The 20,638-nt window shown below is 58.2% G+C and carries 19 protein-coding genes and 3 pseudogenes; 13 read left to right on the top strand and 9 right to left on the bottom strand.

Features of this window, described 5'->3' with window-relative positions; all coding sequences use genetic code 11:
• Nucleotides 1-201: 201 nt before the first annotated feature.
• Nucleotides 202-453 carry a hypothetical protein gene (locus tag B5525_RS14400; protein WP_079573365.1) on the bottom strand — a complete coding sequence of 84 codons (252 nt, stop codon included), beginning with the start codon at nucleotides 451-453 and terminating at the stop codon, nucleotides 202-204.
• Between the two features lie 296 nt (nucleotides 454-749).
• On the opposite strand from B5525_RS14400, the gene B5525_RS14395 reads away from it, so the two are divergent.
• The 3 genes and pseudogenes from B5525_RS14395 to B5525_RS14385 form a co-directional block, all read left to right on the top strand.
• A complete protein-coding gene (locus B5525_RS14395) occupies nucleotides 750-914 on the top strand; it encodes a DUF3309 family protein (protein ID WP_079566593.1) in 165 nt (54 codons plus the stop codon).
• A 187-nt stretch (nucleotides 915-1,101) separates the two neighbouring features.
• A complete protein-coding gene (locus B5525_RS14390; protein ID WP_154073219.1) occupies nucleotides 1,102-1,317 on the top strand; it encodes a hypothetical protein in 216 nt (71 codons plus the stop codon).
• Nucleotides 1,318-1,679: 362 nt separating this feature from the next.
• Nucleotides 1,680-2,484 (top strand): annotated as a pseudogene (locus B5525_RS14385) (IS30 family transposase); the annotation flags it as partial.
• 525 nt (nucleotides 2,485-3,009) lie between these two features.
• Here B5525_RS14385 and B5525_RS43910 read toward each other — a convergent pair.
• On the bottom strand, nucleotides 3,010-3,216 hold the full coding sequence (locus B5525_RS43910) for a hypothetical protein (protein WP_154073218.1): 207 nt from the start codon (nucleotides 3,214-3,216) through the stop codon (nucleotides 3,010-3,012).
• 71 nt (nucleotides 3,217-3,287) lie between these two features.
• Between B5525_RS43910 and B5525_RS14380 the strand changes: the two are divergent.
• Together B5525_RS14380 and B5525_RS14375 are read left to right on the top strand one after the other, a co-directional pair.
• Nucleotides 3,288-3,503 (top strand): annotated as a pseudogene (locus tag B5525_RS14380) (2Fe-2S iron-sulfur cluster-binding protein); the annotation flags it as partial.
• A gap of 127 nt (nucleotides 3,504-3,630) precedes the next feature.
• Entirely contained in the window at nucleotides 3,631-4,098 is a 468-nt protein-coding gene (locus B5525_RS14375) for a phosphate-starvation-inducible protein PsiE (protein WP_079566590.1), read from the top strand.
• A gap of 543 nt (nucleotides 4,099-4,641) precedes the next feature.
• On the opposite strand, the gene B5525_RS14370 is transcribed toward B5525_RS14375, so the two are convergent.
• From B5525_RS14370 to B5525_RS14345, 6 genes and pseudogenes are all read right to left on the bottom strand, one after another.
• Nucleotides 4,642-5,022 (bottom strand): cupin domain-containing protein, encoded by a 381-nt coding sequence (locus B5525_RS14370; RefSeq protein ID WP_079566589.1) that lies wholly within the window; start codon nucleotides 5,020-5,022, stop codon nucleotides 4,642-4,644.
• A 637-nt stretch (nucleotides 5,023-5,659) separates the two neighbouring features.
• A complete protein-coding gene (locus B5525_RS14365) occupies nucleotides 5,660-6,253 on the bottom strand; it encodes a hypothetical protein (RefSeq protein WP_172899875.1) in 594 nt (197 codons plus the stop codon).
• Between the two features lie 254 nt (nucleotides 6,254-6,507).
• Nucleotides 6,508-9,075 (bottom strand): bifunctional diguanylate cyclase/phosphodiesterase, encoded by a 2,568-nt coding sequence (locus tag B5525_RS14360; RefSeq protein WP_244567898.1) that lies wholly within the window; start codon nucleotides 9,073-9,075, stop codon nucleotides 6,508-6,510.
• Nucleotides 9,076-10,394: 1,319 nt separating this feature from the next.
• Nucleotides 10,395-11,120, bottom strand: a complete 726-nt coding sequence (locus B5525_RS14355) for an endonuclease/exonuclease/phosphatase family protein (protein WP_079566587.1) — start codon at nucleotides 11,118-11,120, stop codon at nucleotides 10,395-10,397.
• A gap of 413 nt (nucleotides 11,121-11,533) precedes the next feature.
• Nucleotides 11,534-12,081 (bottom strand): annotated as a pseudogene (locus B5525_RS14350) (transporter substrate-binding protein); the annotation flags it as partial.
• Nucleotides 12,082-12,323: 242 nt separating this feature from the next.
• On the bottom strand, nucleotides 12,324-13,463 hold the full coding sequence (locus tag B5525_RS14345; protein WP_079566206.1) for an IS630 family transposase: 1,140 nt from the start codon (nucleotides 13,461-13,463) through the stop codon (nucleotides 12,324-12,326).
• A 46-nt stretch (nucleotides 13,464-13,509) separates the two neighbouring features.
• Here B5525_RS14345 and B5525_RS14340 point away from each other — a divergent pair, with 46 nt between their 5' ends.
• From B5525_RS14340 to B5525_RS14325, 4 genes are all read left to right on the top strand, one after another.
• On the top strand, nucleotides 13,510-13,767 hold the full coding sequence (locus tag B5525_RS14340; RefSeq protein WP_154073816.1) for a LexA family protein: 258 nt from the start codon (nucleotides 13,510-13,512) through the stop codon (nucleotides 13,765-13,767).
• 634 nt (nucleotides 13,768-14,401) lie between these two features.
• Nucleotides 14,402-15,052 carry a hypothetical protein gene (locus B5525_RS14335; RefSeq protein ID WP_197687921.1) on the top strand — a complete coding sequence of 217 codons (651 nt, stop codon included), beginning with the start codon at nucleotides 14,402-14,404 and terminating at the stop codon, nucleotides 15,050-15,052.
• A 179-nt stretch (nucleotides 15,053-15,231) separates the two neighbouring features.
• The gene (locus B5525_RS14330; protein ID WP_079566585.1) at nucleotides 15,232-16,665 is read left to right on the top strand and encodes a DUF1254 domain-containing protein; all 1,434 of its coding nucleotides are present in this window, start codon (nucleotides 15,232-15,234) and stop codon (nucleotides 16,663-16,665) included.
• A gap of 673 nt (nucleotides 16,666-17,338) precedes the next feature.
• A complete protein-coding gene (locus B5525_RS14325) occupies nucleotides 17,339-17,662 on the top strand; it encodes a hypothetical protein (protein ID WP_154073217.1) in 324 nt (107 codons plus the stop codon).
• A 5-nt stretch (nucleotides 17,663-17,667) separates the two neighbouring features.
• Here the strand turns inward: B5525_RS14325 and B5525_RS14320 are convergent, their stop codons facing one another.
• Nucleotides 17,668-18,339: a helix-turn-helix domain-containing protein gene (locus B5525_RS14320; protein ID WP_079566583.1), complete on the bottom strand. Its 672-nt coding sequence runs from the start codon at nucleotides 18,337-18,339 to the stop codon at nucleotides 17,668-17,670.
• A 998-nt stretch (nucleotides 18,340-19,337) separates the two neighbouring features.
• Between B5525_RS14320 and B5525_RS14315 the strand changes: the two genes are divergently transcribed.
• From B5525_RS14315 to B5525_RS43900, 4 genes are all read left to right on the top strand, one after another.
• Complete coding sequence (locus B5525_RS14315; protein ID WP_079566582.1) at nucleotides 19,338-19,580, top strand: hypothetical protein; 243 nt, start codon at nucleotides 19,338-19,340, stop codon at nucleotides 19,578-19,580.
• A gap of 239 nt (nucleotides 19,581-19,819) precedes the next feature.
• Nucleotides 19,820-19,948 carry a hypothetical protein gene (locus B5525_RS47185; protein ID WP_276328850.1) on the top strand — a complete coding sequence of 43 codons (129 nt, stop codon included), beginning with the start codon at nucleotides 19,820-19,822 and terminating at the stop codon, nucleotides 19,946-19,948.
• Between the two features lie 89 nt (nucleotides 19,949-20,037).
• Nucleotides 20,038-20,232, top strand: a complete 195-nt coding sequence (locus B5525_RS43905) for a hypothetical protein (protein ID WP_154073216.1) — start codon at nucleotides 20,038-20,040, stop codon at nucleotides 20,230-20,232.
• A 94-nt stretch (nucleotides 20,233-20,326) separates the two neighbouring features.
• Complete coding sequence (locus B5525_RS43900) at nucleotides 20,327-20,497, top strand: hypothetical protein (protein ID WP_154073215.1); 171 nt, start codon at nucleotides 20,327-20,329, stop codon at nucleotides 20,495-20,497.
• Nucleotides 20,498-20,638: the final 141 nt, after the last annotated feature.

The raw sequence follows: 20,638 nt of genomic DNA, 5'->3' as shown, positions 1-20,638 counted from the left end.
GGGCGACGGCAACTCCGTGGCGATCATTAGCGGGCCGCCCATGCCCGCAACCCGCGCGGCGCGGCCAGCGCCGCCTGCCGGATTGCCCAGCGCCAGATCGGCGGGCCGGGTCTTGGCAACATAGTAGGCGGGGCGGGTCAGTAGTTTCGGGATTCCGAGCCGAACCAATAGACCCGCCCCTGTACTCGCGCCGTCACTTCATTACTTGCAAGTTTTGTCAGCCTTCAAAGCTGTTTCCGCTGATGCCTTTGTCGGATGTGCCGTACCGATGGCCTTCATGCTGCCACCAGCGGCAGGCTGGACATTGACAACTTCACATTTCATCGTCGCGGTATCCTGCGCCAGGTAGAACGATGATGGTGGTGCCTGACCGACAGTTTTGTCCGGTTCAGCCGCGAATGAAGGTGCAGCGAATGCAAGAATAGCAACCGTCGCTAAAAGAATGCTCTTCATGGTGTTTACCTCCTGTCCGTATTGGACAAGGGAGCAAATAGAGTCAGCCGATAAGGTTCCTTGGGCGTGCTCCTGATTCATTATAATTGTTTTGAAAGTGAGCAATTTTGACCACCAACTCGAGCGACCGTAGCCGCAGACTGGCTTCAATAACCGGCATCACCATTTCCGCCGGGCTCCGAACGAAATCATCATCGATGCGCGCTCCTCAAGAACAAGAAGTTGAGGGCTCCGGCAGTTAATGCGATTCGCGATTTACTCGCCTTTGCACGCCGCAAACAAAGGAGCCCACACCAATGTCGCTCGGACTTATACTCGTCATTATCCTCGTCATCTTCCTGCTTGGTGGCTTCAGTGGCCGCTTCGGCGGCTACGGCTACGGCTACGGTCGCGGTGGGATCGGAATCGTCGGTGTCATCCTGATCATTCTCGTTGTATTGCTGCTGATGGGCCGGCTTTGATCTTGCCAGTCACCATTCGACGCGGGTCGCTCAATGACCGGGGCCAATCCGGCGCTACCGTAGCACCCGGTCAAATGCCGGGGCGGCACGGTAGGCGGGTTGCTTGTCAAACGGTTCAGCGGGGGACTTGAGTGAAAGGACGATGTTGTCGTACTTGATGGATCAATACACGAAAATGGAGACTGCCATGACAAATTCTCGCCCAGTGGATACGCTTAGAACTAATCTTCTGGCTGCGCGTCACAAGGCTGTCAAAGCGCTGGCTGAGACGGGAGGCGAATTCTCTGCCGATGCGCTACACGAACTCGCTGCCCTTCAGACAGCTTTGACCGCGGTGCGTGAGGAAATCGAGGCCCATGCCGCACGGATGGGATGGGGAGGCAGTGACGATACGCTGGACTAGCTCCACGCCGCTGCTCAGAAAAATGTTGATGGCAAGTCGCTGGCCAACCCGGAGAGGTCCGACAGCGAGCCGGAAAAACAGGCTACCCGGCTCCCAATGGTGCCCTCACTTTGCACCATCCATCGAAAATAAACGCACCAGCGGCCTTCCTACGCGGTCGGCCCAAAACGAAACTTGTGAGTGATCGGATTGACCTGTGCAACTGAGTTAAAGAAGGGCTTGGTTCGAGTCCCAGCCGGAATCGCTAACTGCACTTTTCTGGATAAGCGCGATGGTACTGGTCCCGCCTTTTTGATGCCGACTCGCGCTCGCTGTGGTAGAGACGGTCGGTCTTTTGACCGGGTCCCCACATGCCACCCTCGCGAGCTCGTCGTCCAAAGTATTGTAAATTGGCGAACAATCGACGGCTAAGACAGGCAGTGGCGGGGAAGCTGAGATTGGATTGGTCACCCGAGCAGATAGCCGGCTGGCTGAAGAGAACGCATCCTGAAGAAGAATGTAATCAGGTGTCACACGAGACCATCTATCGCAGCCTGTTTGTCCAAGCGCGCGGCGTGCTTAAGAAAGAGCTGCTTAGCCATCTTCGATCGAAGCGCTCGATGCGTCGCTCCAGACCGGTTGACCCGAACGGCGATAGACGGGGGCATATCAAGGATATCGTCTCAATCCGTCAGCGACCGGCGGCGGTTGAAGATCGGGCGGTGCCCGGCCATTGGGAGGGCGATCTCCTGTCCGGGCCGAACAATACCTACATCGCGACCTTGGTCGAGCGTCATGCCCGTTACGTGATGTTGGCCAAGGTGGCAGGCAAGGACAACTCGAACGGTCGTCACCGCGCTCATCAAGCAGGCGAAGAAGCTACCAAAGGAGCTATATAAATCCCTGACCTGGGACCGGGGCAAGGAACTTACGGATCATCGTCGCTTCACGTTGGCGACCAAAATCGACGTCTATTTTTGCGATCCGCAAAGCCCGTGGCAGCGCGGGTCGAACGAGAACACCAATGGCCTGCTGAGACAGTACTTTCCAAAGGGCACCGACTTGTCGGTGCATTCGCAAGCCCATCTGAACAAAGTGGCTCGTCAGCTGAACGAACGACCACGTGAGACCTTGCAATTCGAAACCCCAGCAGAGAGATTTAACGCCTGTGTTGCGTCGACCGGTTGAGCCGGCACCCCAACAACGGACATCGCGCTCAACAAGATCGGCATGTCCGTTTCGGCCGAGTAGGCCCGGGGATTTTCACCCCGAGCCTCTCACAGATTCCGGACTTGACACTCTCGCGTCATCCGGCTCGTGCCACCGCGCGAAGGCTGCCGCCTTCCGTCGAGAATTGGAGCTCCTCCTGTTGCCAGTTGGCTCGCTCCCAACGTCGGTGGCCTGCCCCCTTCGCTCCACGGGCATTACCCCGCTTCAACACTACTACGGGGCAGTCCGCCCCTCTCCGGCGCATCAGTACTTTCGGCCTCGCGGTTGGAGCCGCTTGTGCCTTTTCCCTTGGCATCGCCGGCCAGGTTCTCACGTTCCGTACAAGAGCCAGATTGAGCTTCGCGCCGCCTCCATGCCGGATGCCGCTTGGGCAGTCTCAGGACATCCCCCAAGCTAATCCCGGAGGAATGGCAATCCCCCGGTTTTGGCATCGCCTAATCCACTTTCGACACGTCATCAGCGGTTCGCTTGCGCTCGCCTCTCTCAATCATGCCCGCCGAAATCTTGTTTCGACTTTTCCGCAACGTTCACCACCATCGCTTTTGACGACAGCAGCTTGCGGTGGCTTGAGACCAACACCTGATTGCCGGCCTCGAAGGGCCCTCCTTCATCTCTCATACAGTTGCGCACCGCCGTGTGGACCGGCGATACTCGTGACACAATGCCAATAGCGGAAGTGAACGCACTCATTCGATCACCTCGTCGGCCCGGGCGAGCAGCGCCGGCGGAAGGTCGAGGCCGAGCGCCTTAGCGGTCTTACTTGCCAGTCCGGTCAGATTATGTCCGCGGCGGCCTTGCAAGCGAGCAAGGCCCACCCGAGTGACAGCGATATAGATGACGCGATGTCGGGCAACATTTGCCGTTGCGGCACTTACGTTCGCATTCGAGACGCAATCGAGCATGCAGCTCAGTCGGCCACCAACACACAGAGGGGGGCTGATCATCGGCGTTCACTCGAACTTGATACGTGGCTGTAAGGGCCGCGAGCGCACATGGATACTATATTTTGTTGCACCCGCATAAGCCACGCACCGACCCCGACCGATCATTTCCAAGGTCCGCAATGCTTGTGCGCGTGCCGGCGACTTCGGAGAGAGTCTTCAGATGACGGACGCACAAAGCGGCTTAACCCAAACAGCGGCAAAGCTTCATCGCAAGATGAAGGCAACTGCGGACGCGGTTGGCATACTGCTGGTTGATGGATTTCACTATTTGGCGCTCTTCGCGATAGGCGCGACAACCGTCTGGTCAGCCCTTGCCGCTTTCATCAGCATGTTAGGTAAGGGACGCGCTGAACTTTCGGATATCCTTCTTTTGTTTATCTATCTTGAAATCGGCGCAACGGTCGGAATCTATTTCAAAACGACCAGGCTTCCAGTTCGCTACCTGATTTATATCGCGATGACAGCGCTGGGCCGGGTCCTGATCGAAATTGGTGGCGCTGAACACAAGACGGGGAAAGATCTTCTCATAGTGGCAGGAGCAATTCTGGTTCTGTCGTTTGCCGTACTGGTACTGCGGTTCGCATCTCACAAGGACGATCCGTCCGACCGGCCCAGTTACGAAGCCTAGGCGACCGAACCTTCATTCGATCTTCCTGGGAGCCCGAGACCCGCAGCGGGTTGTCCGCGGCTCGGTGGGCTGCGTCGGACACGAGCGCGACCATCGGGCACGTCATGTCCACTGACTTGGGGGCAAGGTAATTCTGAGGCTCCGGCTGTGCCCACAGGCCCCTACCGGGGCTAGGCTCCCACCTGGGGGCGGGCCAAGTTGGTCCGGGTGCGCTCCTGCCCGGAGCGGAGCGCGCAGAAAGAAGATCAGATGCGATCAAGCACGCGCTGCACCTGCGTCGCGGTCCACAATCCATCACCTCTCGCTGTCGGAATGCCCCTTGTATTGAGCACGCCGTCGCGATGTCCGCTTTACCCTAACGAACCGACGTCGTCAGCGTGGTCGGTTACGTCCGCTGAGTGCCATGAGGAGACGTGGCCGCCGGATGGTTGAACCCGGCTTCCAGATCGGGACAGCCGCGCCCCGGCTTGGATAGCGGCCATCATCGGTGTTTGCATAAACGAAAGGCCCACGGGATACCGCGGACTTTGCGCGCGACAGCTCCTACTTAGGGGCGTCGTAAAGTGGCTTTCCCTTATCGACGACATGAACGGACAGATACTTAATCGCTTTGTCTCCCACGACTTTGAATGCGCCGTGCGGTACATCGCGACGATTGATGCCGGTCGTACCTGTTGGGAAGGGGACTTGCTTGCCATCTGGAAGCTCGATCATACCGCCTTCCATTACATAAAATGACTCCTCTCCATGATGGACGTGGAGAGCTGATGCCTCGCCTGGTTTGACCTCGTTGATGCTCGTTATGACCTCCATTTCGGTCCCGGTCAGGTCAGCTCGCTTCAACTCTTTTCGGTATGGCGAGTCTTGGGAATGCGCCGCGGAAACAAGAGCGAAAGCCAGCAGGGCAGACAAAAGCCATCTCATGTTATCCCCCTAAGGAACTTTTGGCCGTTCGTGGCCTTTGTTCGCCATGGTAGCGCCGAACGACCTCGATGGACGCAAACGCTTACCTAGTTTGCATTAGCAGCAGCCAAGCATTTTGCTGTCAAGCGACAAAGTGATCCACACCGGGCGCGTCGCCATCATGTAGTCACTCAGATGTCAGGGGCGGTTCGTTTTCGGAAGTCGCGGCAAGCTCGCGGCATGTCCGCTCCTCTCAAAACAGACATTTACCGGTGCGGTCGGCATGTCCGGTTCGTGCCACAAACGGAAGTGGCGCAGCCTGAATGGCATGTCGGTTCTTCAAGAGCGGTCATCGTTCAACTAGATCGATATTCCCGAAAAGTGCCAAGCGGGAGTGGCTCGCCTACTGCCGTAACGATGTCGAGACACCCAAAAACGTGGCTGGCGCGTGGACGTACCCATATCCCGCTAATTTCCGTCGACGGTACTCGCGGCGCGTGCTTTGTAGTTCTAGAGGGCCGATAAGCCGGGGCGAACGGGGTCGTCGATCGGGCGAGAGGTTGGCTAGGGCCACAATGTAGAAGAAATCGGCATTCACTTCAGCAAAGAACAGCTCTGGTGAAAAAAGAGCTATTCTTTTCCGCACGCGCGGCTGCCGTCAGCCGCAGACTTGAACCGGCCTAAGGCGCCATCCGTACCGCGTATGCACACGGCGTTGCACGACATAGCAGCCGCCATTGTCATAGTAGGAATCGTCGTAGGCATAGTCCGGGTAATCCCAGTAATCATCGTAGTAGCCGGGTCCCCAGCCGCCGGCGAAGAAGCCTCGATGGAAGCCTCGGCCATGGTGGAAGCCGCCGCGGCCGAAGCCGTGACCGAAATTGCCACCGGCAAAACGGTTGCCTTGAACCGCCCCGACACCGCCTCGCGGCGCTGTGTGCGCGAAGCTGTTGCCGAAGCCTCCAGCGCCAACGCCTCGCGCGCCGAAGCCTCGCCCGCCAAAGCCGCCACCACCGAAGCCGCCGGCATGTCCACCGAAACCACCGCCGCCGAAGCCACCGTGTCCACCACCGCCACCGCCGAAACCGCCACCGCCCCCACCGTGGCCACCACCGCCGCCGCCGAAACCGCCACCGCCGCCGCCGTGGCCCCCACCGCCGCCGCCCCCACCGCCGCGCGCCAACGCCATGTCAGGCGCCAGCATGCCGATGGATGCTATCGCGCAAAGCGTGATCATGGTTTTACGCAACATCTCCTGTTCTCCTTCCGCAGAGGCGCGCCCCACCCCGTAAGTGACTACGCTTTTCCACGGGATCGGGTTCCCATGTCTGGCGAATATCATGAAGGAAAATGGGAGGAGGACCACTTCCGGTCTTCCGCCGGGAACGGGCATCTCAGGCCGACCCGGTACGTCCGAAAAGTGCAAAGCGGTCATTCGCCGATTAGAGGTTATGGAACCTGCGGGTTCAACTCGCTGTCTTGTTTGTCCTTCGATGGCCGAAACGATCAGGCTGCGTCGGATGCTTTGGACAAAAGCAACTGCTGCAGCTTCGACGCAGGAACAGCGGGACTGAATAGATATCCCTGCATCTCACTGCAACCGAGACCTCGCAGGATCTCGCGCTGCATCTCCGTTTCAACACCTTCCGCGGTCGTAGACATGCGACATGCGGACGCCATGTTCACGACCGCCTGAACGATCATTGAAGAGCCCTCGGCATCGCCGATGTCACTAACAAAACTGCGGTCGATCTTGATCTTGTCGAACGGGAACCGACGAAGGTAGCTCAAGGAGGAATAGCCGGTTCCAAAATCATCCAAAGCGATCCGCACTCCTAAGGCACGCAATTGATGGAGGATGACCAGGGCCTCATCGTCATCGCGGATGAGTACAGCTTCCGTGATTTCGAGCTCCAGGCGATCAGGGGCAAGGCCGGAATCCCTTAGCGCTGTTGCGACTCGCAAAGCGAGCGTCTTTGTCCTGAACTGGACCGGAGAGACGTTGACTGCAAGCCGGATATGCCCCGGCCAGCCGGCAGCCTCGGCACAAGCCCGCTTTAACACCCAATCCCCGATCTCGTTGATCAAACCGGTGTCTTCGGCGACAGGGATAAAATCAGCCGGAGAGATCATGCCGCGCTCGGGATGATACCAGCGAAGCAGTGCTTCGCAGCCTGCAACGGTGTCGGTAGCCAAATCTACCAGCGGCTGATAGTGAATCTCCAACTGCTCGCGCGCAAGGGCCTGGCGAAGATCGATCTCCATCTGGCGCCGCGTCTTCTGCCGAGCATCGAGTTCGGGTACGTAAAAGCGGTAAGTACGCCGACCATCGGATTTCGCCGCGTACATGGCAAGATCTGCGTTTTTAAGTAATTCCTCGACGTTTCGGCCATCGTCAGGCGCAACCACGATCCCGATGCTGGCTTCTATTGGGATTTCCTGGCCTTTGCATTGCGCCGGGTTTCGCAGCGATTGCAGGATCTGTTCTGCCAGCGTCGTCAGCTGGCCGCGGTCACGGGTCTCGGCCTTGACGATTGCGAATTCGTCACCGCCCAATCGGGCGACCAGGTCCTGTGGGCCGACGCAGCCACGTAGTCGCGCGGCAACATGCCGAAGCAACTCATCGCCGATTTCGTGGCCGAACGAATCGTTCACCCCCTTGAACTCGTCGATATCGACGTAGAGGATCGCAAACGGCTTGCCTTGGGCTAGCTCCGCCACCCGCTGCTCAAGGTGGCCGCGCATCAGGACGCGGTTCGGCAGGTCGGTGAGCGCGTCGTAATGAGCGAGATGCGCAATCTGCTCCTCAGCCCGGATGCGCTCGGTAACGTCCTCGTGGGTCGCGAGCCAGCCACCGGATGCGACCGGCTCGTTACTGATCTCGATCAGACGCCCATCCGATGTCTCGACAATCGCATTTTTGGATCGGCCGATATCGTGCAGAACCTCGTTGCAATAAGCATCCAAATCGCCAGTGAAGGAGCCAGTCTCCTGCCTGTGCCGAATGACGTCCCGGAAGCTGCAGCCGGGCTTCACCACGTCCGGCGAGAGTCCATACATCTCTATATAACGTCGATTGCAGACGATCAGTCGCTTGGCCGCATCGAACAGCAGCAGGCCCTGCGTCATGTTGTTGATCGCCGTGTCCAATCTCTGCTTCTCTATGCTGAGCCGGCGCGTCATCAGCCGAAAGATCAAATACAGGGTGATCACGATCAGCAGGATTGACGCTGCGGCGACGGCGATAAAGAACCTGGTCTGAGAACGCCATGTCGCCAAAGTGGAGTCGAGCGTCTTGGTCGCCACGACAACCAGCGGCTCACTGGTTAGCATGCGCGAGGCGATTAGTCTGTCTCTGCCGTCAACCGGGCTGGACAGGCGCGTTGCGACGAACTGCCGTTCAAACACCGCTTGCTGTTCCGGCGGCCCCTTCCTGAAGTTCTCGCCGATCAACGCCTCGGCATGTGGGAACCGCGCGAGCAGCTGGCCATCGCGATGGTGCATAGCCACCGAGGCCTGGGGCCCAAGGCCCGCGGACGCGAAAAAGCCTTCCAGGACGTCAGGCGCGATCGCACGCGAGACCACGCCAAGGAATTCGCCATGCGGGCCCGAGATTCGCCGGGCGAAGACGATCGCCTTGGCAGGCGAGAAGCGGCCGGCGACCACCTCCACTTCCTCCAGAAGCTCGGGATTTTTCTTAAGTTTGTTAAAGTAGCCGCGGTCGGAGATTCGCACGTCGGCCACGGGCCAGCGTTGCGATGAATTGATCAATACGCCGTTGGAATCAAAGACGTTGGCGCCGGCGACGTCAGCCAGGCCGCTGGTCTTGGCCCGCAGCACCTCGTGCACGGCGAGGGTGGCCATCTCGCTGCGGAACACGTCTGGTGAATCGAAGGTATGGCCTTCGAGTTCTGCAACAATGCTTTTCTGGAGCACGGAAAAGTCTTCAAATTGCCGATCAAAGTGCCGCGCGAGCAGCAGCACCGCGCTTTGTAGCCCCTCGCGCCCGCTTTCGATGGCGTCCTGCCGGAAACGCTCGACCGCAAGTCCGGTGCCGATGGCGATCGCCATCATCGAGACGAGCCCACCCGTGATCAGCCAGGTGAGCGGGGCTCGGCCCAGCCGGTCGAATCGAGCGGATAGGTCGCGCCCACGCGGTTGCGCCGATTCCTTAGACCTTCTCGCCATGCGCCCCCAGCCCCCTGAGCTCAAAATGGCGCCAATTCGACAAAACCGGGTTAGGAATGACAGTTAGGGAATGGTTAAGCGGTCGTCATCAGGGATTTTCTACCCGCAAGGCCAGGCACGACTGCTTTGCGCGAGCGAGCTGTTGGAGCTGAGGAAGCCGGCAGGCTCCATAGAGCGGCGCAATTTTCTTGGAGTCCTTGTCTGCGCCCATCACCCATTATGGAATTTGCCTCGTCGCGCGCTCCGCCAACGCGCATCTTGCACAATGCCGAGGAGTGATTTTGTTCGAAAATGGGACACACTCGCTCGCAGTTAACGTTTGTTCTTTAGTTAATGATCAGTAAACTTCGCGAGGGCTGAGTAGTGTAGCAGGAGTACTATCACCATGAGATACGGCATTTTTATCCTTGCGCTCGGCGTTCTGTGGTCATCGCAAGTTTCGGCAGGCGAGCCGCAATCCGTCTACGTGGCGCCGGGAGGCGTCTATATCGCGTCTGCCCACGTTCATGTTGGGACCGAAAACGGTTACCCGACTTACGGGGCGCCTAGCGCCACGTACTACGCCCCCCCCGCATACGCGCCGGGTTATGTGCCACCGGGGCAGGTATACGGAGCACCGGCATTCTATGAAGGACATCGATCAGTGTACCCGGCGCCCCAGGCCTACATTGACGACTCAGGGTACTCCTACTCTTACGCGGAAGGACTTCCGCCGCGGCCGCCTGCCCCTGTGCCATACAACGGCGCTGCGCATTGTTTATTCAACCCAGCTTATGGTCGGTCGGGATACTGTGACTAACACTTGCTACGACAAAGGGCGGTTCCGGCGAGCCGTCCTTTGGCTCGATTGGGATAGTGCGTTTTCATCAGTCTGCAGGCCCAATTGCTGCCTGCACTCCAATCTCGCAAATCAGAGGTCATGGAAAAACTAGGCCGGTCGCTGATCGACACGCGTCGTCCTCAACGCAACACATGCTCCAGCTGTGCGATGAGGGTGAAGCGATGGCGTACTTCGTGTGAATGCGAGGCTTGTTCAGGCAATTCGCGACTTAGCCGTTATGGAACCTGCGGGTTCGAAAGCCACTCACGGTAGGAGTCCGAGACCAGACGTTATGGAAGAAATCGGTCAGTGGACTATCTCCCCTCGAACGCTTGGCCAATGGAGGTTTTGGAACCTAGGGTTCGGATCTGACCTTGGCGCCGGGTTAGACCCGCGAAGGTGGCGTAAGATAGGTCTCCGTATCACGAAATTCGGCACTAAGCGGTGCGTGGTCACTCAAGCCATTTGCGCACCAAGCGTCGTAGTCCCCGAGCTCAAACGATACTAGATCGGTCAGCCACGTCATCGGCACGAATAGATAGTCAATATGGTAGGGCATGGCGCTGCGACGATAGTGCCAATACGTCCCGCGCAGTTCACTGCCAAACGCCTCTCCGGTGCCGCGGTGATAAAGGCTCACCAATTGCCGTCTTGCTAGTTCCTGCGCAAGCACGCTCATATTGTTCGGCCCGTTGGGTTTGTCCCAGCGCGGATTATTGTTGAAATCCCCCGCCACGACCAGGTCGCCCCTACTGCAGAAGTCGGCACTATCCACCAGACATCGAAGAAGCGGTCCAGGCCGTCTATTCAGGCCTTCCGTTCGGTCATTGTGATCCCACGTGGCGAGCAAGCGAAACGACTTCGCTCCACTTACATGAACAGGCGCAACGAATTGATTGTTTGATCGGTATGAAGAATCAAGCTCGATCCTGCTGCCGGTGAACGACACAACCGCGAGACCTTTGTTCGCCTTGTTGCCCACCCAGACGATAGGCATTCCTTCGAGTACAGGAAGTTGGGATCGTAGCCTTTCAGGGCAGGCAACTTCGCAAAGAATCGCAATGTCGGGTCTGAGGGAAGAGAGCGCCGCCAATTTGCGCTCGAAACCCATCGCGCAATTCCATGCCACCAGTCTCATACGAAAGGTTTGCCACGGTTATTCCGCTGGAGATAGTTCTAAATAACCGAACTACGTTTTGCGTATTACGTGCTCGGTCCGCGAGCAAATCTGAAAAGAGATTTGAGTACCCCCTCCCCCTAACGAATTTCGCGACACTTTTTACGCATCGGCGGGATCGCCAATCTGCGTCTCTAGCAACCGGTGAGCAACGGCCGATGCAATGGGAAAATAAATGCCCTGAATAATAGCGGCAACCAGGCGCACTTGCTCGCCCCTGACTCTCACCAACCCCCAAGCGTTGGATACTGCAATGCTTTTCCTTGCTTGAAATTGGCAGGCACGGCATGACCGGATCGTTCACGCCTGAAATTTGGCTGCGCGAGAAAAAAATCCCTGAATGACAAAAAGCCAAACGGTGTATAGATTGTCATAATATCATCTGACGATACCCCCTCTGCGGTCAGATACGCGCTCAAGATCCGGTTGGTCGTGCGCGGAAAGACGGCGTCAGTACCGAACAGAACCCAGCTGCGGACTTCTCCTCCTTCCTTGCTCATCAGATATTGAACCGCCGGAATTGCCTGCTGATTCGGTGCGGCCCCCGTGTAGAAAATGTTGCGCGAGCTTTCTTCACCCTCGTGTTGCACTGGGTAGAAGAGTAGGCCGTTCAGCTGCTCGAAGATCGGCAGTACGGATTTGCGGGAGACGGAAGTCCAGCAGCCGAACACGACCGCGACCTTTTCCTTCGTGAGTAGTTCCCGGGCTTTTTCAGCAAAGACGTCCCAATCGGACGCCGGATCAACGATGATCGGTTCCAGTTTCCGTCCGAGCAGCCCGCCTTTCTGTTTTGGTCTGCTATCAGCATGAGAACCGTGTCCTTAAGTACCGATTCGCTCGGCGCGGTGCCCGCAATTGGGTAGCGGGTCAGTTTGATTATGGCAGAGTTACTCACTCGAAAGGTGGTGGCCTATGGCGGCATAATGAGGGCATGGGAAGGGCCCGCATCGTAGTAACAGCACACGGTCCAAGTTTCGAAGTTTGGGTCGAGCAAGATGGCCGTCGCTTTCTCTTCGCCATCGCTGGGTCACTTGAGGACGCAGAGGAAGACGCTAGAGAAGCTGAGAGAGAATACCGGCCAAAGCCTGGCCGTGAGGAAAAATGATCCCAAAACGCCCTAGTAGTACCGCACAGTGATTATGATTCATTGGGCGAGGGCGTTTTAGAGCCTTCCGAGGGATAGGCACGGCCCATTTTGGCGCGGGCTTTCTCGGTTGTGAACATCCATTTGATGCGGGCGCGTGAAGCGTTGCGCTGCCGCTCCCAGGCGGCGATCTCGGATACGAGTTGTTGCCGGTTGTCGATGCGTCTGTCCAGACACTGACTGCGCAGCACGCCAATCTCGATCTCCACCATATTCAGCCAGCTGGCGTGCTTGGGGACGTAGTGGAACTCCAGCCGGCGCAAGATGCGTCGCGCCTCGGCCGGCGGGAAGGCTTGGTAAAGCGCGCCGACTGAGTGGGTCGATAGATTGTCCAACACGACCCGGATGCGCTCTGCCTTTGGGAAGTGAACATTGGCGAGTTCGCGCATGCAGGCGGCGAAGTCGACCGCAGCGCGGCTGTCAGTGACTTTGACCTTGCGCCAGGGCCGGTGCACGTCGAGGAAGATGAACAGGTTGACCGTGCCATTGCGCTTGTACTCACAATCGTAGCGCTCAAGTTGGCCCGGCGCGGCTGGGATCGGCTGGCGGACTTCGCCGATGAGCTGGGTTGGGCTCTCGTCGAAGCAGACCACCGGGCGCTTCGAATCGGGCTGTTCGGCATAAAGGTCGAGCACATCCTCCATGCGGGCGACGTACTCGCCGTCGACCTGCGGAATGCACCACATGTCCTTGCGCCAGGGCTTGAGGTCGTTTTCAGCCAGGCGCCGGCGCACAGTCTCTCGGGAGATGTCGTCGTGCTCGGTGAGCCTGACCAACTCGCCCGCCAGGAGTTCCAGGGTCCAACGCGCCCGGCCTTTGGGTGGGCTCGAACAGGCCGTCGCAACCAGCAGGGCTTCCTCCTTCCCTGAGAGCTTGCGGGCCGCTCCGGGGCGCGGCTCCTCGCTCAGCGCCGCCTCCAGGTTGCCGAGCACGAAGCGGCGCTTGGTCCGGTAGATAGTCGAGCCGCTTGCGCCGACACCGGTGGCGATTGCTTCGTCGCTCGCGCCTGCATCGGCAGCCAGTAAAATCTGCGCTCGCTTGAGCTTGCGCGCGGCGTGCTTGCCGCCACTCAAAAGCGCTGTGAGTTCTGCCCGCTCGGTTTGGCTCAGTTCGACCCGATAGCGTACATTCATCCCTGCCTCCTCGCTCGTGTGAGGCTTGGACGAACAGCTGAATCGGATGGCCGGCGTGAGTCCCGCTGCAAAAAACTTCACGCCCAAGCAAGGGCAGTATCTGGCGTTTATCCACCTCTACACGCGGCTGCATCGCAGGCCGCCGGCGGAAGCCGACATGCAAGAATATTTTCGCGTCAGCCCACCATCCGTTCATCAGATGGTGCTGACGCTCGAACGGGCAGGTTTCATCAGACGGCAGCCGAGGGTCGCCCGCAGTATCGAACTCCTCGTTGATCCTCAGCAGCTTCCCGAGCTACTTTGATCCAGTATTCAACCCGTCAAATTCACCGTGCAGCGGTACTAGGGGACCCCCAACCAGCTTGCTAAATCGATCATCGATATAGCGGACGGGGGAGAAGCCGGACCGCGACCCTACGCCCGAGGACGAAGGCAAGGACCCGGCTGCGGTGGCGTTGCCGGAAGGGCGGCCGCCACCTATCAAGACAAGGCGCTGCGCAAGCTGCCCCAGATTCTGCGGCAAGCCAATCAGTGCGCACTACTACTGCCCGTATTGCGGGGCTCGTCAAAATCATGAATGCGACCAACCTTAACCCGTTCGCCGAAGGCTGTACGGTGATCATTGCCTACGGTGGCACTTCCGGTCTTCCGCCGGGAACGGACATCGTCAGGCCGACCCGGCACGTCCGAAAAGTGCCAACAACGGACGAATTTACCGCAGCCAATGGTGTATGCCCGGTCATTTTTTTTGCCCGGTCGCCGATTTTGCATAGTCGTCGCCGCGCGGCTCTTTCAAGGTCTGGCAAGCGCGTGATCCGGCGCGAGGGCGATTTTTCTGGAAGTTCAGCCGAATCCGCCTTGCTGCTGAAACCAACCACCCACGGGAGACTACGATGGCGAAATATGACATCACCAAGACAAACCAGGCCGTCAGGCAATTGATCGAGAAGACGGAGAACCCGCGGCACCGATTCCTTCTCACGGCCTACGACCGACACCGCAACCTTGAGATGGCCGGACGCTTCGAAGAGATTTTTGCCCCCGAGATGATGTCGGAAAAGCCCGTCTATCACATGCATGCCAACAAAACGAACGCGAAGCTCGAGGGCCAGGACGCGGTCAAGAGTCTCTATCGGATGTGGGCCGAGACCAACCAATCCATTTTCTACACGGAGAACGAACAGGTGGCGGTCGCAGACAATTACATCGCCTCCGTAACCACGGTGTACCAACAGGTGTCGGGCAAGGCACTGACCATAAACAGCGTGCTATCCTACCTTCCGGGTTTTATTTCCGAGGCGGTCCTCAAGACGGTGCTCGCAGCGAAAGGGTTCACACCCGATGAGAACTCGATGTACATCTACAAGAACGTGATCCAAATGATCTGGCCCTACGATGACCGCGGTCGGCTCGTCGGCGAGGACGTGTGGGAGCCGGACCCGGACAAAGCCGAGATCACCAAGCTCGATCCCAGCGAGGTGCTGACGACTGCGCAGTCTGCCAAGCTGCTAGATCCGCTGATCAAGCCGCTTCCATCGTTCGACGAGATGGTTTTGGGAAAAAGTCCGTCGGTAGCAAAGCGGGCCTAACGCGTCATCTACACCGAGCGTACCGCGCCACAGCTTCCCGCTTAGACGGCGGGAAGCTTGTGCAACGTCCAGCATCATGGGCGATACGCATGAACATTACTTGTCGCACCGCAGCTCTCTAATTCTTGGACGTGACCGAGCCCAACCGAGCCAAACGCAATTCCAGAGGAGCCGCTAAAATGATTATCACCCGTCGCGCTGCAACCTTGGGCGGACTCAGTCTGCTCGCCGGAACATCGATCAGTTCCTCAGGCCGCGCCGAACCCGGCGCCATCGCCGGCATCGGCGAAGGACTTGAGGAATTCGCGCTCGCCACCGATGCTTATGTCTACGGCTATCCGCTGGTGACCATGGAAATGACTCGGCGCATTATCACTAACGTCGCGGCGCCGGTCGGAACGCGCGGACCGATGGGCCAGATCATCAAGCTGCGCCAATATCCAGATGCATCGTTCCGGGACGTGACCGCGCCAAATGCCGACACGCTCTATACGACGGCGTTCTTCGACGTCGGCAAGGAGCCCTGGGTGTTCAGCACTCCCGACATGAAGGATCGCTACTTCCTGATGCCGTTGCTGGATGGCTGGACCACCGTCTTCGAGGTACCGGGCAAGCGAACGACCGGCACCGGCGCGCAGACCTATGCAATCACGGGTCCGGGGTGGAAGGGCACATTGCCGGCAGGGGTCAAGGAGCTCAAATCGCCCACCAGCATCGTGTGGCTGCTCGGCCGCATCTACTGCACCGGCACGCCGGAGGATTATGCCGAGGTTCACAAACTGCAGGACCAGTGCGCACTGGTCCCGCTGAGTTCTTACGGCAAGCCTTACACGCCGCCTGCAGGGACCGTCGATCCCTCGATCGACATGAAGACGGCGGTACGCGAACAGGTGAACAAAATGGATGCCGTGGCGTATTTCACGCTGCTGTGCAAGCTCATGAAAGACAATCCACCGGCCGCGGTGGATGCGCCGCAACTCGCCAAGTTCGCCAGGATCGGAATCGTGCCGGGTCAGGATTTCGATGCGAGCAAGCTCAAGGCGGATTTCGTCAAGCGAGTCCCGGAAATCGGCTTTGACCGCATCATGCTCCAGTTCAAGGTCAACAAGGACGTCAAGGACGAGAACGGCTGGTTCTTCACAACCAAGACCGGCATTTACGGCACTGATTATCTGATGCGGGCGTTCATCACTGCCATTGGGCTTGGCGCCAACCGGCCGCAGGATGCGATTTATCCGACGTCAACAAAGGATGCCGAAGGACGGAAATATAGCGGTGCCAACAAGTATGTGATGAATTTCCCGAAGGGCCAGTTGCCGCCGGCGAACGGTTTCTGGTCGTTGACCATGTACGACAGCGCTTATTTCTTCGTGAACAATCCGATCAATCGCTATTCGATCAGCGCGAGGCAAAATCTCCAATCCAATCCGGATGGATCAACCGATCTTTACGTCCAGAAGGACTCGCCGGGAAAAGATAAGGAATCGAACTGGCTGCCTGCTCCAGCCGGCGATTTCATTCTGATGCTGCGCATGTATTGGCCAAAGGAGAAAAACCCATCGATCCTCGACGGTTCATGGAAAATTCCTCCGGTGAAGATAGTCACCGCCTGAACTATGGACGGCTCTCCGGGCCAGCGTCGATTCCGCACAACCCGGAGACCGCCTCCACCTGTTCCGGCCTTTTGTTTCGGAAATTGGGAGTTCACGCAAATCACCATGGTCGTATGCCGGTGCCTGCGGGGCATATATTGAGTCTCCGCGCGGGCAGGAGCCGACAATTTGGGCAAGGTCCGTTGTGGGTCAAAATCGGAAGAACTCGAATTGAGCAAATGTCTTCCGCTGTTCTCCCAACAACGGACATCCGCCGGTGCATGATAGGTGGGGAACGCTACCGCTTCCGGACCCGGTACCCCGCGAACGCTCGCGCCAACGGCGAACCAGCAGGATTGTTGTTTCACTGTCTCACTTCCCGAATCAAATCGTCACTTTGGGACAGCAACGTACGCACTTGTGATACGAACAACGGATTGCTGACCCGTATCGCTTGTATGCTGCCGCCGCCAATTCGTGCCATCGGCCCGCATGAGGAGCCTTGGTACTCAAGCGACCGCAATAGTCCCGCGACGGGCGCTTGGCGGACATCCCCTCCCCTACACTCGCTTGAAAGCACTCGCCTTTGCGCATCGACGCAGCAAACCTACGGTTCAAAGCCACGGTCGGAGGACATTTACGCGCGCGTCGTCCCAGGATCTTCAACACTTTCTGAGGGAAAGGCCACCGTGGCATGACTGATCCGATAGCCTATGATGATCCCTGCAGCACCTCCATACTGCACAGGGGTACCGCATCAAAGGTTGTGCGAAGAGCAATGCACGGTTCGTGGGATCATTATCTCTATTATCTCGGCAAAACTTTTCTCTGTCATGAATCGGATCACGGAGCCGGCCGGACAACCCCGTGCATAGGGTTTCTGGAATACAAGAACGCGCGCGAAGGAAAACGCGGGTTGTCCAATTACTCTGTGCGCCAGCTTCTCACGCTGCTGGTTGCCATTGCTGCGAAAAATCTCGGTCGCGCCAACGCTGATAGAGAAATCGGCAGCGGTTAGCCGGGTCAAGTCTTAGAAGAGAAAACCTTCCGCATAACATCTTCGCTGGTGGCCGATAAATCGAACGCGAAAGAGCGCGGGAGCGCCGCACGCAAACTCTCGGGACGAAGCAGAGTTATCCCGCTATTCCATCGCAAATGTCCGTCGGGCCGGCTCAGAATTCTCCCATCTGATAGTTTGGTGATTTCTCGCGAGACTGTCTCGATTGTTAGGCCCAGGTAATCGGCGATATCTGTGCGGGACATCGGTAGTTCAATTTGCCCGCTAACACCGATGCGATCATTCATCTGCAGGAAGAAAGCGGCCAATCGTTCCGTTGCGGTAAGTTGCCCAAGCAGGATGCGGTGATCATCTGCGTGCCGGAGGTCTCGCTCCGTGATGCTCCAAACGCTGCGTGCGAATGATAAGTTTGACTGTGCCTTCCGGAGCAGGGCTTTTCGTCTGACCGGACGAAGCGCTGTTGCCTCGGCAATTGCTTCCGCACTCCAGCGATATTGGAACCAGGGTTCAAGGCCGAAAATGTCGCCGGGAAAATAGAATGCGCCAATCTGACGCCGCCCGTTGGTGAGCTTTCTCGAAATGCGGACCGCGCCATTGATGACCTGATAGCAAAAGTTTGCGGCCTTCCCCTCGCCGTAGATTTCCTCGTCTTTCGCGTAGGAATAGGTACTTTTCAAAATGGGGCTCTTGCCGCGTCTGAAACGCCAAAGCTCCTTTATTGCTTGAGCTAAATCAAGAGGGGAAACGGAGACCGTATTAACTATCGATCCCGCGCCATCTTGCGGCGACGCCGATGCGGGTCATTAATCGGGTCGAAGGTACCTTCCACGTGTCGGAAGGCGGCGCGCTCAATCCCCAATTTCGCGAAAAACATTGGTCCACAGCCTTCGGAAGCGTCGATCAACATCTGAATTGCCAGCCGCCATTCGGGCGTTTCACGTTCGGCTTTGGGGAGTTGCTTTATAAAGTTCGCAGCATCGCGGAGCGTTCTCGCTGGCGGACCGCTCCTCGATCGCCTCTCCACCCGGACGTTGAAGCGGTCCCTGCACAAAGGCAGGTTTCTACCCGCTTGAATGGCGCAAGCGCATGCCTCGCCTCGGCTTCCGTGAAACCATTTTGGCCGGCCCGCGAAGCACTCCGGAAATAGTGGCGGCTTAGCATTGCGAGTGATCAGACAATGGAGTCGATCATGGCAACCTTGCTCAACGCGATTTACCGCCAATTCCTCAGGGCATCTCTTTTCGGAGCGAAGATCGCCGGCGCCTAAACTGCCCTCTCGGTGATCGAGGAAAGCCTTCTGCCGATTGCCGGCGGTCCCACCGCTTAACGTCACCATGACTCTAGGAAGCCCGCTGGTGCTGGCCCGGCTCAGGGGTTGTCAGTACCGGCCGATGGGCGCAAGCGCATGGGCGGATTCGGCCGGGCCGTTATTCGGTGCCGACGAACAGATTGGAACAAATCCGGCGGAGTAACGTCGATTCTAGGCTTCCGGGAGGGTTCGCGCCCACCCCGGAAGAAAACCTGCCTCCAGGTTGGCGGCTCCAGCGTTCCTCTATGGCGCTGGGGCCGTTTTTATTGGCCCCACCGCCCCGCTGGCTGGTCCGCAAGGAGCATAGACGCGGGCTACGCGATATGGTTGCGTCCGCCCGCAAATAAAACCAACAGGGGGACGGAAATGAAAAAGCTGATGCTCGTCGGCGCGCTGGCGCTGATCGCTACCGCCGCACAGGCGCAATACCTGGGCACGGGCTCGAACCCGAACAGTCATCCGGTTCAGGGCTACACCACCAACAGCGGGACCTATGTGCCGCCGCATCAGCAGACCAATCCGAACAGCACGCAAACTGACAATTACGGCACGCGCGGCAACGTCAATCCGTACACCGGCGCCGTTGGCACGCGGAATCCGAGATATTGAGCTGCGCTTGAGATCCTGGCCGCGGTAAGTCTTGCAAGAACGAGGCTCGCAGGGAATTTGCAATGGAGACGATAAAGGTCGCTTTCGCCAATTTATTCGGGTCGGTGATCGGCATCGCCGGCATGCTCGTCGGCACACTAGGCTGGGCTTACTGGCGGAAAAGCAAGACGATGAGCCTAATCGCTCCGAGGCCATCCGCCGCCTGGTCGAGCTCGGGCTGAAGGCGAAGGGAAAATGACATGCGAGTGCTCGTGCCGCTCCTGATCGTTCTCGGCGTCCTGTATGTCTGGGACGTCAACTACAATAGCGGCGTTCTCACAGCCGGCGCGACGAGCATGCTGCGGGATATCTCTCGCAGCATCCGGTAGCGGCACGGGACCATCCTGATCGACATGGGCCTCGTGGAAATGCGGGGCGATGTCCCTGTAGTCACGCCCGCCGGCGATGCCGAAATAAGTTGAGCAGCCTCGATGGAACGGCGATGGCAGACCGATCAATCGACAAACGAGAGCAATACGTCGCCTATGCCACTCATTGCCTGCAACTGGCGAAGGTTGCGGGCGACAGCCAATCGCGCACCATCCTCAGAGCGATGGCTGCGGAATGGCTGAAGCTGGCGGAAGCGGCAGGCGAATCCAACGGTGGGTCTTAGCGATCCGGGATGACGATCGCCTCTCGGGCAGCTTTCGCGCATCGGCCGGCTACGCTAGTGTGGTGGCGGCTGCAATCAACGGTGGGGGATGGTTATGATTTCGGTTTTGATCGGCGTTTTGATTATTGTCGTCATCGGCGCAATCTGCTTTTGGGCCATCGACAAGTTTGCCAACGACCGCCGACTGTCGAATCTGCTCAAATTGCTCGTGGTGCTCATCTGCCTCGGCGCCATTTTGCAACGAGTGCTACCGTTGACGTATTGATGAGTGCCATCCGCCGCCTGGTCGAGCTCGGGCTGAAGGGAAAATGATGCAGAACCTACTCCTGGGAGTTAGCATCGGTCTTTTCGGTGTCCTGGCTGTTTTGACGGCGCGCTATGTTGCTGCGGTGCTGGCGGGCTGAAG

Origin of the sequence: Bradyrhizobium erythrophlei (assembly GCF_900129505.1) — a bacterium.
Classification (GTDB): Bacteria; Pseudomonadota; Alphaproteobacteria; order Rhizobiales; family Xanthobacteraceae; genus Bradyrhizobium; species Bradyrhizobium erythrophlei_D.
This window is presented reverse-complemented; position numbering and strand designations above follow the sequence as displayed.

What these genes read in the sequence shown, in the direction of transcription:
- B5525_RS14400 (WP_079573365.1), bottom strand. Translation starts at nt 453, where the DNA reads ATGAAGAGCATTCTTTTAGCGACGGTTGCTATTCTTGCATTCGCTGCA.
- B5525_RS14395 (WP_079566593.1), top strand. Translation starts at nt 750, where the DNA reads ATGTCGCTCGGACTTATACTCGTCATTATCCTCGTCATCTTCCTGCTT.
- B5525_RS14390 (WP_154073219.1), top strand. Translation starts at nt 1,102, where the DNA reads ATGACAAATTCTCGCCCAGTGGATACGCTTAGAACTAATCTTCTGGCT.
- B5525_RS43910 (WP_154073218.1), bottom strand. Translation starts at nt 3,216, where the DNA reads ATGAGTGCGTTCACTTCCGCTATTGGCATTGTGTCACGAGTATCGCCG.
- B5525_RS14375 (WP_079566590.1), top strand. Translation starts at nt 3,631, where the DNA reads ATGACGGACGCACAAAGCGGCTTAACCCAAACAGCGGCAAAGCTTCAT.
- B5525_RS14370 (WP_079566589.1), bottom strand. Translation starts at nt 5,022, where the DNA reads ATGAGATGGCTTTTGTCTGCCCTGCTGGCTTTCGCTCTTGTTTCCGCG.
- B5525_RS14365 (WP_172899875.1), bottom strand. Translation starts at nt 6,253, where the DNA reads ATGTTGCGTAAAACCATGATCACGCTTTGCGCGATAGCATCCATCGGC.
- B5525_RS14360 (WP_244567898.1), bottom strand. Translation starts at nt 9,075, where the DNA reads ATGATGGCGATCGCCATCGGCACCGGACTTGCGGTCGAGCGTTTCCGG.
- B5525_RS14355 (WP_079566587.1), bottom strand. Translation starts at nt 11,120, where the DNA reads ATGGGTTTCGAGCGCAAATTGGCGGCGCTCTCTTCCCTCAGACCCGAC.
- B5525_RS14345 (WP_079566206.1), bottom strand. Translation starts at nt 13,463, where the DNA reads ATGAATGTACGCTATCGGGTCGAACTGAGCCAAACCGAGCGGGCAGAA.
- B5525_RS14340 (WP_154073816.1), top strand. Translation starts at nt 13,510, where the DNA reads ATGGCCGGCGTGAGTCCCGCTGCAAAAAACTTCACGCCCAAGCAAGGG.
- B5525_RS14330 (WP_079566585.1), top strand. Translation starts at nt 15,232, where the DNA reads ATGATTATCACCCGTCGCGCTGCAACCTTGGGCGGACTCAGTCTGCTC.
- B5525_RS14325 (WP_154073217.1), top strand. Translation starts at nt 17,339, where the DNA reads ATGACTGATCCGATAGCCTATGATGATCCCTGCAGCACCTCCATACTG.
- B5525_RS14315 (WP_079566582.1), top strand. Translation starts at nt 19,338, where the DNA reads ATGAAAAAGCTGATGCTCGTCGGCGCGCTGGCGCTGATCGCTACCGCC.
- B5525_RS47185 (WP_276328850.1), top strand. Translation starts at nt 19,820, where the DNA reads ATGCGAGTGCTCGTGCCGCTCCTGATCGTTCTCGGCGTCCTGTATGTC.
- B5525_RS43900 (WP_154073215.1), top strand. Translation starts at nt 20,327, where the DNA reads ATGATTTCGGTTTTGATCGGCGTTTTGATTATTGTCGTCATCGGCGCA.